Source organism: Nocardiopsis sp. Huas11, assembly GCF_003634495.1.
Taxonomy (GTDB): domain Bacteria; phylum Actinomycetota; class Actinomycetes; order Streptosporangiales; family Streptosporangiaceae; genus Nocardiopsis.
The window spans coordinates 4502563-4520233 of sequence record NZ_RBKY01000001.1 but is presented as its reverse complement, the minus strand read 5'-3'; the positions used below and the strand labels follow the sequence as shown (position 1 = coordinate 4520233).

The following is a 17671-nucleotide window of genomic DNA, read 5'->3' as shown; positions in this document are numbered from 1 at the left end:
CCATGACATCCCCGGACAGCGCCGCGGTTCGCCGATCGCCCCCCACTTCCCTGCACACGGCGGTGGACGCCGTCGCCGAGCGCGCCCCGCACCGCTGGGCCGTGCTCGGAGAGTCGGAGTCACTCACCTACAGCGCCCTGGTTGAGAGTTCGGACGCACTGGCGGGTGTCCTGCGGCGAGCGGGCGCGGTCCCGGGAACCGTCGTCGGCGTCCAACACGAGGCACTGACCGACCTGGCTGTCGGGCTGCTCGCGGTCCTCAAGGCAGGCGCCGCCTACCTGCCCCTGTCCGCACGGACACCTCCAACACGCGCCGAGGCCATGCTCGACGAGGCGGGTGCCGCGTTCGTCCTCGCCGGACCCGGGTTCGACGAGACATGGGGCGCCGGACGCACGGTCGTACGCCTCGGGGACTCTGACGGCGGACGCACACCGCCACCGCCCCTCCCGGCCCACCCCGAGCAACTGTGCTCCGTGCTGTTCACATCGGGCACCACCGGTACGCCCCGGGCGGTCGGACTGACCCACCGCGGCCTGCTGGCGCGGTTCTCCCACCAGGCCTACCTGGACCTGCGGCCAGGGGACAGGGTCGCGCGCGTGGGCGACGTCATGTTCGACATTCTGGCGTTCGAGCTGTGGGGAACCCTCCTCGCCGGAGCGACAGTGGTGGACCTCCCCGGCGCACGGGACCTGTCACCGGTGGCCTTGGCCACCGCCGTCCAGGAGCGTGGAGTGACAGTGCTGCACCTGACCAGCGCCTGGTTCGCCGCGTTCGTGCGACGGCCCGGCGGTGGTGGCAGCGGGCTGCGGCACCTGCTGTTCGGCGGGGAGGCTCCGGAGGCCGATGCGGTCCGGACCGCGTACGCCGACCCCGCGCTCGACGCGCGGCTGACGCACATGTACGGCCCCACGGAGACGACCTCCTTCGCCACCGCGCACGCGGTGGAGAGACCTCCGGCACCTGAGGAGCGCCTCACCGCCGGGCGGCCGCTGCCCGGCACCGACGTCTTCGTCCTGGACGGCTACGGCGGTCTCTTGCCCCCCGGCATACCGGGAGAGGTGTGGATCGGCGGTCCGGGAGTGGCTCGCGGCTATCTGAACCGTCCGGGGCGAACGGCCGAACACTTCCTGCCGCACCCTTTCGCGCGCACCCCAGGAGAGCGGCTGTACCGGACTGGCGACCGTGCCCGCATCCGCGCGGACGGACGTCTGGAACTGCTCGGCCGACTCGACGGACAGCTCAAAGTACGCGGTCACCGAGTCGAGCCCGAGGAGGTCGAGCGGGCCCTGCGCACGCTTGCCGGTGTGCGGTCGTGCGTGGTGACCGTTCAGGGAGAGGGCGGTAGCGCCCGTCTGGTCGCCTACTACACACCGACGGCCTCGCCCGTGGACGAGACCGCGCTGCGCGCCGCCCTGCTCACCCGGTTGCCTCGCCCGCTGGTACCCGACCGTTTCGTCGCCGTGCGCGCGCTGCCGCTGACCGAGCGCGGAAAGGTGGACCGGGCAGCCCTGCGCGACAGTGCCATGAGCACCGTGTCCCCGCCCCCGCAGGCTCCCCCTGCGCGCGCAGCGGCTCCGGGAACGGACGTCGGCAGCGGGAGGGGCGCGGGGACCACGGACACCGAGCAGACGCTCCTGGCGCTCTTTCGCGAGCTCCTCGCCCGCACCGAGATCGGCCGAGACGACGATTTCCTGGCCTGCGGCGGCACCTCGATCCTGGCCATGAGCCTGGTCTCACGGATCGAGGAGGAACTGGACGTGCGTGTACCGCTCACCGACGTCTTCGACCATCCGACGCCGGCCGGACTGGCCTGGGCGGTCAACACGGCGGAGCCGCCGGACTGCACCAGGGGGAGGGGAGAGACCGATGAGCACCAGGCCCTCGGAGGGTAGGGGCCGCACGCCCGTCCCCGCACGGACCGTGCCCATGACCGCCGGACAGCGCGAGATCTGGGCCGAGAGCCACTGGGAGGACGCCTCCGCCCTCGTCATCGCGTTCGGGCTGCGCCTCCACGGCCCCCTTGACACCGCTGCCCTGGGCAGTGCTCTGGAGGAGACCGTCGCCCGACACGAGTCCCTGCGCACCGGGTTCACCAGCGGCGGCGGCGACGTCACCGCCTTCGTTCGCGACGCGGTGAGCGTCCCACTTCCCATGACGGACCTCTCCGGACGGCCCGACCACGCCAGCGGCGTGTCGACACGGCAGTGCCGACAGCTCCTGCGGGACACGGGCGCCGACCCGATCCCACTCTCGGAACCGCCCCTGCTGCGCGCCCGTCTGTTCCGGTTCTCCGGCCACGACCACCTGCTGATCCTGCGGGTCCACCACGCCGTGTTCGACGGCTGGTCGACCGGCGTACTGCTGCGTGATCTGGATCGGTTCTACCGAGCGCGAGAGAACGGCGGGCCCGGAGCCCGAACGCTCCTTCCCGATCCAGCGGAGAAGCCCTCGGTGGAGACCCCCGACGAGGTACCGGGAGCCCGGCCGTTCTCCGCACGCCTGACCTACTGGCGGCGACACCTCGACGGAGCCGAGCCCCCCGAACTCACCGATGACCGCCCCGTCTCGGGGGCCGCGACGCACAGCGCGGCCGAGCACCTCGACCGGACGACCGTGGAGCACCTGACCGCACTGGCCGAACGGCACCGGGCCACGGCCTATGTCATCGGTCTGACCGCCTTCACCGCGTTCCTGCACCGCTACACCGGGCAGGAAGACCTGACCATCGGTGCGCCCATGTCCGGGCGCCACCATCCGGGCACGCACCACCGCGTCGGGCTGTACGCAACGGTGGCGGCCCTGCGTGTGAGCACGGCAGGTGACCCGGAGTTCACGGAACTGCTACGCCGGGTACGGCGCACAGTGCTCGGGGCACTCGACCACTCGCCCATTCCCTACGACGCCGTGCTGAGCGAACTTTGGCCGGACCGGCCGCGGGGCCGCGACCCCCTTCGGCGCGTCCTGTTCTCCGACACCGGGATCACGCGGAGGCCGCGGTTGGCCGAACTCGACATCGAACCCGTCGAGGCCGAGCCGACCGCCATGCGTGAGGACGTACACGCCTTTCTCGAACCCCACCCTGACGGCACGGCCACAGTACGGGTGCGGCTCAGCGGGCGCCTGTACTCGCCGGAGCGCGCCCGGCGAATGGTCGGCCACTTCGCGCTCGTCCTGCGCTCGGCCGCTCTGAACCCGGGCCTGCGCGTGTCCGAGCTCCCCCTGATCGACGAGCCGGAACGGAACAGGCTGGCCGCACTCTCACACGGTCCGGTCGCACCCTCTCCCGCTCCCCCGGACGCGGTCGCCCAGTTCACCGAGCAGGCCGGGGCACGACCGGACCACCCCGCCATTCGTTTCCGCGGCACCACCACGACCTACGCCGAGCTCGACGACCGCGTCGTGCGCACGGCGGCTGTCCTGCGCGAGCACGGTGTCCGGCCCGGGACGGTCGTCGCGCTCGACCTGGAGCGGTCTCCCGAGCTCATCTGCGCGATGCTCGCCGTCATGAGAGCGGGAGCGGCCTACCTGCCCCTGGACCGAAGCCATCCAGCCGCCCGGCGCGCCTACCAGCTCGCCGACGCTGGTGCCGAATTGCTCGTCACCGACGGTCCACCGGATCCGCCGCTCACCCACCGGGTCCGGCGCGTGCTCACACTTCCCTTGCCCCGCACCGGACCACCACCGGAGCCGGACTCAACGCCGCTGAACGGGTTGGCCTACCTGATGCACACGTCCGGGTCGACCGGACGGCCCAAAGCGGTGATGGTCGGGCACGGGTCGCTGGCCAACCTGTGCGCGTTCCGGCGCCGACTGCGGCGCCCCGGCCCCCAGGACACGGTCCTCCAGTACGCCGCGGCCACCTTCGACGTGTCCGCGAGCGACATCTTCCCCACTCTCGCGGCGGGAGCGACGCTGTGCCTGGCGGACGAGGCCGAGCGCCTATCACCTCCCGCTCTGGCGGCACTGATGCGGGCCGAACAGGTCACCGTGACGAACCTGCCGCTGACCCTCATGCAACTGCTGCGAGGTACGGACCTGCCCAGCCTTCGTCTGGCCCAGGTCGGCGGGGCGCGGTGCTCCGGTGAACTGGTCGCCGCGTGGAGCACCCGGAAGCGCCGATTCGTCCACGAGTACGGTCCGACGGAAGCGACGGTCGTCACGCACACCCACGAGGTGCCCTTCGACGCCCCGGTGGCATCGCCACCGATCGGACTGCCCGTGGACGGCTCCCGCGCCTATGTCCTCGATCGGTACGGCGTTCACGCCCCGGTGGGGGTCGTCGGCGAGCTGCACCTCGCAGGCGCCACCCTCTCCCTGGGCTACTGGAACCGCCCCGCGTTGACCGCCGAACGGTTCGTGCCCGACCCGTTCGGTCCGGCGGGCGCACGCATGTACCGGACCGGCGACCTGGCCGCCTACCGGGCCGACGGGTCGGTCGACTTCCACGGCCGCGTCGACCGCCAGCTCAAGGTGCACGGGATACGCCTGGAGGCCGGGGAAGTCGAGGCGGCCCTGCTCCAGCACCCGCAGGTGCGCGCGGCCACCGTGTGCCTGCGCCCCGACGCGGACGGGCGCGAGGTACTGGCCGCCTTCCTCGTCGGAGAGGACCTGCCCGTGGAAGCGGAGCTGCGCGGCGTGCTCACGCGGACCCTGCCTCCGCAGTTCGTGCCCCGGGTGTTCGTCCGTCTGCCCCAGCTGCCGATGAAGGCCAGCGGCAAGGTCGACCACTCCCGACTGCCGTCGACGGTCGATTCCGGTCGGGCCGCGACCTCCGATGGGGCCGCGCTGACAGAGCAGGAGCAGGAAGTCGCCGACACGGTCGCACACGTCCTCGGCCGTCCGGCCGGAAGGGAGGACGACCTGTTCGACCTGGGTGCGACGTCGTTCGACGTGGTGCGGCTGCTCGCCCTGCTCGAGGAGAGGCTCGGCGCCACCCTGGACGTGGCGACACTGCTGGCCCTGCCCACCGTGGCCGGTATCGCGGCGGGGGTGCAGCGCTGCGCCGCTCCCTCGGAGCCGGGTCCGGACGACGAGGAGCTGCTGGAGTTGATCGAAGCGCTCACAAGTGAGGAAGCGATGGAACTGCTGGACCGACGAGAGTGGCCACCGCTGAAGAGGGGCGTGGACGAAGATGACCGCTGAACCGCACGAACACGAGGTCGACCGATCCACTCTGCGTCGGCTGATCGACACCTGGCCCACCCGTGCCGCGGTGCACGGCGACCACTACCGCATCGAACACGGTCACCCCGAGTTCGACCCCGACGTACCCGACTACCCCCTCGATCTGGTGCCGTTCGCCGGACACCCCCGATTCCTGGCCGCCCCGCCCGAGGCCCGGCAGATGGCCCTGACCCATTTGTGGATCGCCTACAACGAACGAGTGATCGCCACGGAACGCGACATCGCCGAACCGGCGTTCCGGCTCATCACGAACGGCACGTTCGTGGGCGGGCAGACGGGAGACGTTCGCCAGGCCGTCCACCAGGCCCTGGTCGACGAGAGCTTCCACACCTACATGCACCTGCTGGCCATCTCCCAGGCCAAGAACCTGCGCGGGATCGCGGACGGCGGCGGCCCGCCGGAACTGATCACCAGGCTGCGCCTGGACCAGGCCATGGCCGAGATGCCGGAGCGCTGGGAACGCGACCTCGCCGTCCTCGTCTGGGGAGCGGTCGCGGAGACCTGCATCAACGCGCTGCTCGCCCTGATCGCCCGGGACACCTCGGTACAGCCGATGCACTCCCATATCACCACGCTGCACCTGCGCGATGAATCGGCGCACGGTTCCCTGGTGGTGGAGGTGATGCGCACCCTGTTCCACCAGATGACCACGGAGCAGAAGCGCGCCCTGCCGCGCATCCTCCCCATGGCTCTCAACGCTTTCTCCGAGCAGGACCAGAGCACCTTGGAGTACGCGCTGACCTCGGCCGGCGTACCGGGGGCCGAGGTGATCCTCCGCGACCTGCGCGGAGAGCCCGCCTCGGCCAGACTGGTGCGGGACTACTCAGGGGCACGCCGCCTGGTGCGAGAGCTCGGGCTGCAGGAGGAGGTGGACTTCGACTTCCCAGCGGCACCGGAGTGGTCCCCGGTCGGCGAACCCTCGCAGGACACCGCGTGAGCGCCGATCGCGGCGCCCGTCTCGCCGCTCTCTCCCCGGCGAAGCGGGCTCTGTTCGAGTCCATGCGCTCCGTCTCCGAGGACGGCCCGTTCCTGGCGCTACGCCGACGAGGGAGCCGGCCACCGCTGTTCCTGCTGCACGCCGCCGACGGTTCCGCTTCCGCTTACCTGACGCTCGCACGGCATCTGTCCGACGACCAGCCCGCCTACGGCGTGTCCTTCGACGGATCGGCCACGGGGGCCGTCGATCTGCGCAGCCTCTCCCGACGGCACCTGACACGGATCCTGGGCGCGCGCCCGGTCGGCCCCTACATGCTCGCCGGGTGGTCCAGCGGAGGCCTGCTCGCCCTGGAGGTCGCCCGCCTTCTTCGGGACCAGGGCCGGGAGGTCTCTCTCATCGCCCTGCTCGACACACCGCCCCCGCCCCTGGAGCCGGAGAGAAGCCCGGACGCCGTCGCGTTGTTGACGGCGTTCGCCCTGCAACGGGCCGCTGCCCGGGGCGGACCGCCCCCCGACCTGACAGGCCTGCCCGGCACCGATCCCGAGCAGCGCGTCACCACCGTCCGCCAAGCCCTCCTCGCGGTCGGGCACCAGGTCGGGACGCATGACGCCTTCGAGCGCGAGACCGCCGTCTTCCTCGCGCTCGCCCGGGCCTCCGCGCTGCACCGCCCCGCACCTGTGGACCGCCCCCTGGACGTGCTGCGCGCGTCATCGTTCCCCGGAACGGCCGCCCCCTGGCGAGCGTACGGTTCGGGACTTCGCGAGCACCTTGTACCGGGTGACCACATGAGCCTGCTCCGCGCCCCGCACGCCGCGACCGTCGGCGCCGTCCTGGACCGCAGGTGCGAGGCCGCCTCGTCGGCTCCGGCCACCGCCCCGCCCTCGAAAAGGAGTGACCGGTGACGGACACACTGCACGGCAGGTCCGCCCCACAGGCCGCCCGGCCCCGGGTCCGACTGCTCTGCCTGCCCTACGCCGGAGGAGGGGCCACGGCCTTCCGCTCCTGGCACGATGGTCTGGGACCTGACGTGCGCGTAGAAGCACCGGAGCTGCCAGGCCGAGAATCACGCGCTGACGAACCCGGATACCGGCGCATGGCACCGCTTGTCACGTGGCTCGCCGACACCGTAGGGGCGCACCGGGACACGCCGACCGCGATCTACGGGCACAGCATGGGCGCCCTGATCGCCTTCGAACTCGCCCGGGAACTGCACTCGCGCGAGCAGCCCCCGATCCGGTTGCTCGTGTCCGGGATGCGCGCCCCCGACCTGGTCGAACCCCGCCGGCCACCGCACAGCGACGACGAGGTGGCGGCCCGCATGGCGGAGATGGGGCTGTTCTCCGCCGGGATCTTCGACGATCCCGAGTTCCGCGCGTTCTTCATGCCAGTGCTGCACACCGACCTGGCGCTGATCGACGGCTACCTCTTCCACCCGGGCTCCATCCTGGACTGCCCGGTCTCGGTCTGGGGTTCGGCCACGGACCCGGTCACGCGAGGTACCGATCTCACCCGCTGGGGTGCGCATACCAGGGCCACCACACGGGTCCGTCTGCTTCCCGGCGGCCACGACTTCATCCACTCCGCGCGCCACGCGCTACTCAGCGGTGTGCGCGACGACCTCGCCCCCCAGGAGGGTCCCAGGTGAGAGTCCTACTGGTCGACAACTACGATTCCTACACCTACAACCTCTTCCAACTAGCGGCGCACGTGTACGGAACCGAGCCGCTCGTCCTGCGCAACGACGCGCCCGAATGGAACTCACTGGACCTCGCGGACCTCGACGGGGTGATCCTCTCCCCCGGCCCCGGACGCCCGCAGCACCCCAGGGACACGGGGCGGTGCGCGGAACTGCTCGCCCACTCCGACCTCCCGGTGCTCGGAGTCTGCCTCGGACACCAGATCATCGCGCACGCCGACGGGGCACGGGTGTCACCCGCACCCGAGCCCCGGCACGGCCATCTCACCCGGGTCCGACACTCCGGTACGGAACTGTTCGACGGAGTGCCGCAGGACTTCCACGCCGTGCGGTACCACTCGCTGAGCGCCCCCGAACCCCTACCCGCTTCCCTGGAGGCGACGGCCTGGTCCGAGGACGGGGTCCTGATGGCACTGCGCCACCGGTCCCTGCCCCGATGGGGCGTCCAGTTCCACCCCGAGTCGGTCGCCACCGAGCACGGCGCCCTCCTGCTGGAGAACTTCCGCCGAGCGGCCGGGCGCACCCGGCCCCGCGCCGTGGCACCCGTGCGGGAGAAGCGGACCGAACAGGCATCCGATTCTCCGCCGGCCCCAGGCCGCCTGCTGCGGCTGAGCGTGTCCTCGGTGGACATCGAGATCGACGGCGCCGCGGCATTCGGCGCGCTGTACGCCAAGGACCCGTACGCCTTCTGGCTGGACAGCGGTGCGGGAGTGCGCGACGCACGGTTCTCCTTTTTGGGTTCGGCCGGTGGACCGCTCGGCGAAGTGCTCACCTACGACGTCCGAGAAGACTCCGTGACCGTCCGGGACGCCCAGGGCACTCGGAGGGAGAAGGGATCGATCTTCGACGTGCTGGCGCAGCGCCTGCGCGGCCGGGCCCACCTCTCCGACTCCCTGCCGTTCGACCTGAACTGCGGATACGTCGGCTACTTCGGGTACGAACTGAAGGAGGACTGCGGGGCAGGAGGACACCACACCGCCCCCGGCCCCGATGCCCTGTGGATGTTCGCCGACCGGATGATCGCCGTCGACCACGTGGAGAAGCGGACCTACGCACTCGCGGTGAGCCGCACGGACCAGCCGCCCGACCACGCCCGGGCCTGGTGCGAGCGGAGTGTACGGAGGCTCCTGGAGCTGCCTCCCTCCCGAGGCGCGGACACCGCACCGTCCCCCGCACCGCTCGCCCTGTCCGAGATCGAGCCCTACCTGGCCAGGGACCGGAGCCGCTACCTCGCCGACATCGACGCCTGCCTCCACGAGCTGAACCGCGGGGAGAGCTACGAGATCTGCCTGACCAACCGTGTCCGGCTCCCTCCCACCGACGACCTCTTCTCCAGGTTCCTGCGGTTGCGCGCCATGAGCCCGGCCCCTTACGCCGCGTATCTCACATGCGGAGACCACGCGGTCGCGAGTTCCTCCCCCGAGTGCTTCCTGCGCGTCCACCGCGATCGCACCGTGGTCAGCCGCCCGATCAAGGGCACGGCGCCCAGGGCGCGGGACCCCCGCCTCGACGACGAGCTGCGCCGGTCACTGGTCGAGTCCAGCAAGACCTACGCCGAGAACCTGATGATCGTCGACCTGTTGCGCAACGACCTGGGCCGGGTCTGCCAGGTAGGCAGCGTCGGCGTATCCGACCTGATGGCCACCGAGTCCTACGCGACACTGCACCAGCTCGTGTCCACCGTCCAAGGATCACTGCGCAGGGGCGTCGACGCGGTCGAATGCGTTCGCGCGTGCTTCCCCGGTGGGTCGATGACGGGCGCCCCGAAGCTACGGACGATGGAGATCATCGACCGGCTCGAGGACGAACCGCGCGGGATCTACTCCGGGGCACTCGGCTTCTTCGGCCTCGGCGGTGGCGCGGATCTGAGCATCGTCATCCGCGCGATGATCGCGGACGCGTCCTCGGTGGTCGTCGGAGCGGGTGGGGCCATCGTGCTGGACTCCGACCCGCAGGAGGAGTTCGAGGAGATGGCGCTCAAGGCGATGGCTCCGGTTCGCGCCCTCCTGGCCTCACCGGTGCCGGTCCAGGTGGACGAGCCCGCCTGAGCCTCACACCACGAGTCGGGTGGCGTGCAGCGCCTGATAATACGGCTCATGGTAGGCGCGATACGAAGCGAGGCGCGCGTGGTTGTGCACCGTGTGCTGATAGGTGCGTGTGCCTCGCGAGAACCCCGAGGTGTGCGCGACGTCGTGGTGCCAGCGCTCGGCCCGCCGCCAGGACGGCAGCATTCCGGGTTCCCAGGACAGCGCGTGCGACCGGTACGGGAGGCCCACCGCGGCACAGTACGCCTCCACCGTCCTCTCCGGTGTCTCCACCAGGTCCTCCGCCGTGATGACGGGCGGGCGCCGGCCGACCACCCGGTCGACCGCGGCGTGGATCTCGTGCAGCCGACGAAACCCCATGGCCTCGCGGTCCGCGTCCGGGTCGAGGGCGAAATGCGAGGCGATCACCTCTTCCGGGTCGCGGATGAGGAAGGTGTGCGCGGCGTCGCGCAGGAAGTCCGTATCGGCGAGCAGGCCGGGGTAGTGGAAGTCCGTCGTGTCCTTGAAGAAGACGGGAACGTCCCGGGACAGGCGACGCAGTGCGTCGATGACTCCGGACTCGGATGTGGCGACCCTGTCACCGATCACCGCCTCACCGAAATCGACCACGTGTGAGAACGGTTCGTGGACGACCGCGAGATCGCCGCGCTCGTCCATCATCCGAAGAAAAGCCGTCGATCGGGAACGCGGCACGCTCCACAGCGCCAGAATCCTTGGAGTACCCATACCTTGAATATATCCAAGCACAACACCGGCGGGCCGCCGATGACGCTTGAAATCGGGTTCGCCTCCGCCGCCCCATCGTGGCGATTACACCGGAAGCGCCGAACTCAAACCAGCGCAGCCCGACGCACTTCGAACCTCATCCTCAGAGTGAATCCCGGTTCAGCACCCACGCGGACGTCCCACACGGCCTCGAGGACTTAGTGTCCTTCCAGGAAGCCGAAGATCCGCTTGGATGACCCGGAGGCTCCGTGACCGACACAAAGACCGCATTCTCCATCAGCACACCGTCCCCTTCCTATTGGGCACCGGTGGACCTGCGCGCCCACGTCGACAACAGGGGCATCTCCCCCGCTGACGAATCAGCGGCAGGAGCGTTCAACATCTGGGGCAATTCTTTTCCATCCGAGCACCTGCCCCGTGCCGGGTCTCGGGTGGAGGTGGAGGGAGTTCCGTTCGAATTCCCCGTGTCCAGCGACAACGGAGATAACGTTCAGTGCGCGGGACAACTGGTCTCCGTGCCGGTCGAGCGCTATGACTGGATCTACGTCCTCGCCGCCGCGGAACGCCGCGCCGAGGACGAGGCGGCCCTGCATTTCACGGACGGCTGGGTGGATTTCGAGCCGCTGCGTGTCTCGGACTTCTGGGCCGCACCGTCCGTCTTCGGTGAGGTGTCCGCCTATCGCACACCTGTCATGCACTACCCGCACCACGTCCAGCCGGGAGTACAGGCGGCACTGTGGTGTCAGCGCCTTCCGGTGGTGCGGCGCGCCGCCCTCACGTCGATCAGGCTGCCGCGCAACAACGCCGTGCACGTGTTCGCGATGACGGCCGTAGGACGCGGCGAGCCGGGGGCGTCCGGGGTGCGGGGGCGCGGATGAGCACCGCCACCGTCACGGCCCCGCAGTGGTACCGGGACCCGGTGAGCTGTCTGCAGTCCACGTTCGCCACCGTGCTGCTGAGCGCGGGCCACGACCCGTTGGAGGTCCTCGGTGCGCCCTTGGAGTTCCGGCACATTCCGGGCGATGTGCGTTCCGAGGAGTTCTACTTCCCCTGCCGCGTCCCCGACGACCCCGGCGCGAGTCTGGCCCCCTTTCATCCGATATCGGCCCGCTGGAAGCGGCCGGCCGACCCCTCCGACCCCTTGGAGCCGATCCGTCGCGCCGCGGAACTCGGTGTGCCGACCATCGCCGCCGTCGACAACTACCACCTGCCGTTCCGCCCGGCCTACCAGGACGTGCATGCCGCTCACCTGGTGGTCGTGACCGGGTGGGACCGAGAGAGGGACATGGTGCACGTGTCCGACGCCATGCCTCCGGCGTTCAGCGGCCCTGTCTCCACGCAGGCGTTCCTGGCGGCCTGGACCTCGTCCAATCGCACCGACGGCCACGAGGACCTCTTCAGCGACCGGAGCATCGACGGACGCCACCTCCATGTCGAACTCGGGGTGCCCTTCCCGGTGTTCACCCGCGACGTGCTCCGGGAGGTACTGCGCACCAACGTCGAACGCCTCACCGGTACCGACAGCGGCCCAGGCCGGACCGGCCTGGCGGGGGTACGCCTCTTCACCGATGACCTCACCACCCGTGCCCGCGACGACGACGCGGACGGCCTGGCCGAGGCCTACCCCTTCGGCTGGAACCTCCAGGCGCAGGCGAGCATCCACGGAGAGCTGCTCCGCACACGGGGCGTGCTCTGGGACGTGCCCGAGCTGTGCGAGGCGGGCAGGGTCGCCGAATCGGTCGCACACGCCTGGACCGGCGTGCGTGTCACCTCCGCGCACGGTCGCACCTCGCCGCGGGAGTGCGCACGCGACCTCCGACACCACTGCGACGTGCTGGTCCGACGCTATGAGGAAGCGGCCCGCGCCCTCGGCCTCGCGGCGGAGGCCCTGTGACCGCCCACGCCGAAGGACCTCGCGCCCTCACCCGTCGCCCGGGCCGCCTCGCGGCGTTCGGCGGACCTCCCGCCGTACCCCGTGACGCCGCGCCCGCGCGATGGCCCGTCATCGGCGAAGCCGAGCGCCGCAGAGTGACCGACGTCCTCGACAGCGGACACCTCGTGTCGAACACCGGCGTCGAAACCGAGGTGGATCAGCTGGAGCGGGCATGGGCACAGCACTGCGGCACGGCCCACTGCGTAGGAGTGTCCAACGGAACAGCCGCCCTCGAACTCATCCTCGACGCTCTCGGCGTCGGTCCGGGTTCAGAGGTGATCATCCCGGCCCTGAGCTTCATCGCGACGGCCATGGCACCGCTGAACCTCGGCGCGGTCCCGGTGTTCGCCGACGTCGACCCCCGCACCTTCAACCTCTCGGCCGAGGACACCGCGGCACGCATCACTCCCCGCACGGCCGCCATCATCCCCGTCCACCTGCACGGACAGCCCGCCGACATGGGCGGTCTCACCGCGATCGCCCGACGGCACGGCCTCCCGCTGGTCGAGGACGCGGCCCAGGCCCACGGCGCGGCGATCGGCGACCGGAGCACGGGCTCGCTGGGCAACGCCGCAGCGTTCAGCCTCCAGTACACCAAGAATCTTCCCACGTGCGGGGAGGGAGGACTCGTCACGACGGACGACCCCGACCTGGCCCGGCACGTCGGCATGGCCCGCCAGTTCGGCGAGGAGCTGGTCCGTGGCGCCCCCAGGACCCACCGCTCCCACATCCGAGGCGGCAACGCCAAGCTCAGCCCCGTACAGGCCGCGTTCACCCTCGCCCAACTCACCCGGTTCTACGCCTACCGTGAACAGCGGGAGCGCAACGTCACGGCTTTCCTCTCCCGGCTCTCCGCCCTTCCGGGCCTCCAGGTACCCCGTGCCGTTCCCGGCACGACGCACGCCTGGCACATCCTGCGGTTCCGATTCCATCCGGGGCCTGCGGCCGGAGCCCCCGAGGCGGACCCCGATCGGTTCCGAGCGAGCCTTCACCGCCTACTGCGCGCCGAAGGGGTCCCCATGTCCCGTTACCAGGTGATGCCGCTCCCGGACCAACCGGTCTTCGCCGGGGCCCGCCACAGGACCGGCTCCGGGCATCCGGACACGCGGGCGGTCATCGCCGACTCCCTCACCCTCCAGAAGCGACACCTGGACCCCGCCTCGGGACCGCTCCTCCAGCACTACGCCGATGCCTTCGAGAAGGTGTGGGAACACCTGGACACCGCGCTACGGATGGCAGGTCAGCGATGACCGACGGCATCCCGCCCGATCACCGGGCAACGGACCTGTCCCGCGTCGTCGAGCGCGTGCGCTCCGGCATCGTGCGCATGTGCTCCAGTCCCGAAGGCGGTCACCTGGGAAGCTCGCTGTCCATCGCCGACATCCTCACCGCGCTGTACTTCCGCATCCTTCGGGTGTCCCCGGACGCTCCAGAGGCGCCCGACCGCGACATCTTCATCCTCAGCAAGGGGCACGGCGCCGTCGCCCTGTACTCCGTACTCGCCGCGAGGGGCTTCTTCCCGGCCAGGGAGCTCGACACGTTCGGCCGGCCCGGAACCCGGTTGATGGCGCATCCTGTACGTGCCGTTCCCGGCGTCGAGTTCGCCACCGGCTCACTGGGACACGGATTGGCCGTCGCCCTCGGCTTCGCGCTGGCGGCCGCGCGGTCCGACGGGGACCGGCGCACCTTCGTGCTGCTCGGCGACGGAGAACTACAGGAAGGGTCGGTGTGGGAGGCGGCCGCCGTCGCCGCCGCGCAGGGTGCCGACGGGCTGACCTCCATCGTGGACTGCAACAGCCTCCAGCTCAACGGCGCCACCGGGCCGTTGCAGTCCGAAGCGTCCCTGGCCGACCGCTGGCGGAGCTTCGGCTGGTCGGTACGCCACGTCGACGGCCACGACGTCCACGCCGTCGCCTCGCAGCTCGACGTGACTCCCTGGGAGCCGGGGCGTCCCAGCGTCCTGCTCGCACGTACGGTCAAGGGGAATGGTGTCCCCTTCGCCGAGGGGAAAGTGCGCAGCCACTACGCGCGCCTCTCCCCCCGCCAGCGCGACCGGGCGCTGGCGGCACTCTCCCGTCACGGGACCCGGGGAGCCGGTGATGGGTAGCCCCACGGGCACGCGGCAGGCCTACCAGGAGCTGCTGCCCGCACTGCTACGTCGCCTCCCCAGTGCGGTCTGCCTGGACACCGACACCGGAATGTTCCAGACCGAGGACTTCACGTCGACGCCCGACCGCTACCTGGACCTGGGCATCGCCGAGCACACCGCACTGGCCGCCGCTGCGGGCATGGCGGCGAGCGGCTGGCGGCCCTACGTGCACACGATGGCGGCGTTCGCGGCCTCCCGTGCGGCCGAAGCGGTGAAGATCGACATCGCCTACCCGCGCCTGCCCGTCCATATCATCGCCACGCACGGAGGCAGCTCGGCAGGCCACCTCGGTCCGACCCACCAAGCGCTGGAGGACCTCGCGATCATGCGCGCCATGCCGGGCATGTGCGTGCTCGTGCCCGCCGACGGTGCCGCGGTCGAGGCGCTGCTCGCCCAGGCCGCGGCCCTGCCCGGCCCCGTCTACCTGCGACTGGGACGCAAATCCACCCCGCCCCTGGCCCCGGACGTACCTCCCCCGGTCCTGGGGCGGCTCCAGCCGATGCGGCGGGGCGACCGCGTCGTCGTCGTGTGCAGCGGCCCCCACGCCGTGCGTCACGCCCTGGGCGCCGCCGAGGAGCTCGCCTGTGAGGACGTCGACGTGGGCGTGGTGCAAGCGCACACGATCAAACCCTTCGACACCGCGGGCCTGGTCGAACGCGTCCGACACACACACCTGGTCGTTACCGTCGAGGACCACTGGCGCAGCGGCGGGCTGGGATCGGTCGTCGCCGAGACGCTGTCCGAGCACACTCCTCGCCCGCTGGTCCGGCTGGGCGTCGCCGACTCCTTCGCCACCGCTCCCGGCACCGAGGACGAACTCCTCGCACGCCAGGGGCTGGACACGGTGGGCATCACCGCCCGTCTCCGCAAGGCGCTCGCCCGCCAGACGACCCTTTGACCGATGACCACACGAGAGGAAGTGGACCCTGTGTCCGCAGTCTGCCCCGAATGTGAGAGTCCCGTTCAGACGAGCGTACAACTGCGGTTGAGCGAGGTCATCGACTGCGCCGACTGCCGTACAGAACTGGAGGTGGTCGCCGTGGAGCCGGTCCTGCTCGCCCTCGCACCAGAGGTCGAAGAGGATTGGGGAGAGTGAGGTGTGTCCGAACTCGACGGCACCATCCGAGTCCTCGCCTCCCGGGTGCGCTCTGAGGAACGCCTGATCCTCGATGCGCTGACCGCCGCGGGAGCGGCCCACGAGTACGTCGACCCGCGGGTCCTGCGAACCGTCCTGGACGCCCCCGCACCAAGCGGGCGCCTGGTGCTCAACCGGGAGATCTCGCTGGTCAGGGCACGCTACGCCGCGCACGCGTTGGAGGCCGTCGGGTGCACCGTCGTGAACTCGTTCACCTCCATCGACGTGTGCGGTGACAAGTGGCGGACCTCGGCCGCCCTGGTCCGCTCCGGGGTGCCCACCCCGCGTGCCGCCCTGGCCCTCACCCCGGAGGGGGGCATCGAAGCCCTGCGCGAACTCGGCTACCCCGCGGTGATCAAGCCCAAGTGCGGCTCCTGGGGACGCGGGGTGGCACTCCTCAAGGACGAGGAGACCGCGCGCATCGCCCTGGAGCTCTCCACTTCCGGCTCCACCCCGGACGGCCAGGTGGTCTACCTCCAAGAGGCGGTCCCCAAACCAGAGCGGGACATCCGGGTGGTCGTCGTCGGGGGTCGGGCGCTCGGCGCCGTCTACCGGCGCTCCAAGGCGTGGCGGACGAACGTGGCCCGCGGAGCCGTCGTCGAACCCTGTCCACTCTCCCCCGCTCTCGCCCGCGTCGCGGTTGCGGCCACGGCTGCGGTCGGCGCCGAGATCGCGGGGGTCGACATGGTCGAGGACGCCGACGGAGCACCGACCGTACTCGAAGTGAACGGCCGCACGGAGTTCGCCGGATTCCAGCGTGCCCTGGACGGGCGCGTCGACGTCGCGGCGACCATCGTCGACCACCTGCTGACGAAGGAGGTTGCATGATCCGTGCCGCGGTTCTGGGCGCGTCAGGCTACATGGGGGGCGAGCTACTGCGCCTGCTCCTGGGCCATCCCCGAGCGACGGCGGTGGCCGCGACCTCCCGTGAGCTCGCCGGCCGCCGGGTCGACGGTGTCCACCCCAACCTGCGCGGGCACACCGACCTCGTCTTCACCCACCCGGATCGTCTGGGGGACTGCGACGTTCTGTTCAGCGCCCTCCCCCACGGTGACTCCATGGCCCGCATGCCCGCGCTCCTGGAGAACGTCACCGACCACGTCATCGACCTGTCGGCTGACTTCCGGCTGCCCGACCCCGACCTCTACAAGCGCTACTACGGCACCGAGCACTGCGCACCGCACCTACTCGACACGTTCGTCACCGGCCTCCCCGAATTCCATCGCGACCGCCTGCGCACGGCGCGGCGGGTGAGCGTTCCCGGGTGCAACGCGACGGCGGCGGTCCTGGCCCTGCGGCCCCTGGCGGAGGCCGGGATGGTCGAGGGACCCGTGACCGTGGACGCCCGCACCGGATCGAGCGGCTCCGGGTCTTCGCCCGGCCCCGCGGGGACACACGCCGAGCGCAGCGGCGCGATGCGTGTGTTCGCCCCCACGGGACACCGACACCAGGCCGAGATCGCCACGCTGACAGGTCTACCTGTGCAAATGAGCGCCACCGGCGTCGAAGCGGTGCGCGGGGTGCAGGTCCTGTGCCGGGTGCGGCTCGTGCCGGGAATCAGGGGACCGGACGTGCGCGCGCTGTTCCGCCACAGGTACGGCGACGAGCCCTTCGTGCGGATCGTCTCGGAGCGCCGGGGACAGCACCGATTCCCGGAACCGAAGATCCTCTCGGGATCCAACCACTGCGACGTGGGTTTCGCCGTGGACGCCGAGGCCGGGACTGTGATCGTCATGGCCGCGCTCGACAACCTCGTCAAGGGCGGCGCGGGCGCGGCGGTGCAATGCCTGAACGTGTCCCAGGACTGGCCGGAGCGGCTCGGCCTGGACTTCTTCGGGCTCCACCCGGTGTGAGCCCGCGATGCGA

15 protein-coding genes are annotated in these 17671 nt (G+C 70.9%); 14 read left to right on the top strand and 1 reads right to left on the bottom strand.

What is annotated here, in order from left to right:
- Nucleotides 1–2 precede the first annotated feature (2 nt).
- From DFP74_RS20385 to pabB, 6 genes are read left to right on the top strand one after another with little or no spacing between them, the layout of a single operon-like run.
- Nucleotides 3–1892 (top strand): non-ribosomal peptide synthetase, encoded by a 1890-nt coding sequence (locus DFP74_RS20385; protein WP_121183795.1) that lies wholly within the window; start codon nt 3–5, stop codon nt 1890–1892.
- Entirely contained in the window at nt 1867–5142 is a 3276-nt protein-coding gene (locus DFP74_RS20380) for a non-ribosomal peptide synthetase (protein ID WP_121183793.1), read from the top strand. The genes DFP74_RS20385 and DFP74_RS20380 overlap by 26 nt, the downstream gene beginning before the upstream one ends.
- A complete protein-coding gene (locus DFP74_RS20375; RefSeq protein WP_121183791.1) occupies nt 5132–6121 on the top strand; it encodes a diiron oxygenase in 990 nt (329 codons plus the stop codon). The genes DFP74_RS20380 and DFP74_RS20375 overlap by 11 nt, the downstream gene beginning before the upstream one ends.
- Nucleotides 6118–7023 (top strand): thioesterase domain-containing protein, encoded by a 906-nt coding sequence (locus DFP74_RS20370; RefSeq protein ID WP_121183789.1) that lies wholly within the window; start codon nt 6118–6120, stop codon nt 7021–7023. Before DFP74_RS20375 ends, DFP74_RS20370 begins: the two co-directional genes overlap by 4 nt.
- The gene (locus tag DFP74_RS20365) at nt 7020–7766 is read left to right on the top strand and encodes a thioesterase II family protein (protein ID WP_121183787.1); all 747 of its coding nucleotides are present in this window, start codon (nt 7020–7022) and stop codon (nt 7764–7766) included. The genes DFP74_RS20370 and DFP74_RS20365 overlap by 4 nt, the downstream gene beginning before the upstream one ends.
- A complete protein-coding gene (gene pabB, locus DFP74_RS20360) occupies nt 7763–9865 on the top strand; it encodes an aminodeoxychorismate synthase component I (RefSeq protein ID WP_121183785.1) in 2103 nt (700 codons plus the stop codon). The genes DFP74_RS20365 and pabB overlap by 4 nt, the downstream gene beginning before the upstream one ends.
- A gap of 3 nt (nt 9866–9868) precedes the next feature.
- Here pabB and DFP74_RS20355 read toward each other — a convergent pair whose 3' ends face one another.
- A complete protein-coding gene (locus tag DFP74_RS20355; RefSeq protein ID WP_121183783.1) occupies nt 9869–10588 on the bottom strand; it encodes a sulfotransferase family protein in 720 nt (239 codons plus the stop codon).
- A 248-nt stretch (nt 10589–10836) separates the two neighbouring features.
- Between DFP74_RS20355 and DFP74_RS20350 the strand changes: the two genes are divergently transcribed.
- The 8 genes from DFP74_RS20350 to argC are packed head-to-tail and all read left to right on the top strand — an operon-like array spanning nt 10837 to nt 17658.
- On the top strand, nt 10837–11466 hold the full coding sequence (locus tag DFP74_RS20350; protein ID WP_199725718.1) for a hypothetical protein: 630 nt from the start codon (nt 10837–10839) through the stop codon (nt 11464–11466).
- Nucleotides 11463–12482 (top strand): BtrH N-terminal domain-containing protein, encoded by a 1020-nt coding sequence (locus DFP74_RS20345; protein ID WP_121183781.1) that lies wholly within the window; start codon nt 11463–11465, stop codon nt 12480–12482. Before DFP74_RS20350 ends, DFP74_RS20345 begins: the two co-directional genes overlap by 4 nt.
- A complete protein-coding gene (locus DFP74_RS20340) occupies nt 12479–13771 on the top strand; it encodes a DegT/DnrJ/EryC1/StrS aminotransferase family protein (protein WP_121183778.1) in 1293 nt (430 codons plus the stop codon). The genes DFP74_RS20345 and DFP74_RS20340 overlap by 4 nt, the downstream gene beginning before the upstream one ends.
- Nucleotides 13768–14628, top strand: a complete 861-nt coding sequence (locus DFP74_RS20335; protein WP_121183776.1) for a transketolase — start codon at nt 13768–13770, stop codon at nt 14626–14628. Before DFP74_RS20340 ends, DFP74_RS20335 begins: the two co-directional genes overlap by 4 nt.
- Nucleotides 14621–15568 (top strand): transketolase family protein, encoded by a 948-nt coding sequence (locus DFP74_RS20330; protein ID WP_121183774.1) that lies wholly within the window; start codon nt 14621–14623, stop codon nt 15566–15568. Before DFP74_RS20335 ends, DFP74_RS20330 begins: the two co-directional genes overlap by 8 nt.
- Before the next feature lie 3 nt (nt 15569–15571).
- The gene (locus DFP74_RS35185; RefSeq protein ID WP_121183772.1) at nt 15572–15766 is read left to right on the top strand and encodes a lysine biosynthesis protein LysW; all 195 of its coding nucleotides are present in this window, start codon (nt 15572–15574) and stop codon (nt 15764–15766) included.
- Nucleotides 15767–15769: 3 nt separating this feature from the next.
- Nucleotides 15770–16633, top strand: a complete 864-nt coding sequence (locus DFP74_RS20320; RefSeq protein ID WP_121183770.1) for a RimK family alpha-L-glutamate ligase — start codon at nt 15770–15772, stop codon at nt 16631–16633.
- Nucleotides 16630–17658: an N-acetyl-gamma-glutamyl-phosphate reductase gene (gene argC, locus DFP74_RS20315; RefSeq protein WP_121183768.1), complete on the top strand. Its 1029-nt coding sequence runs from the start codon at nt 16630–16632 to the stop codon at nt 17656–17658. Before DFP74_RS20320 ends, argC begins: the two co-directional genes overlap by 4 nt.
- Nucleotides 17659–17671 lie beyond the last annotated feature (13 nt).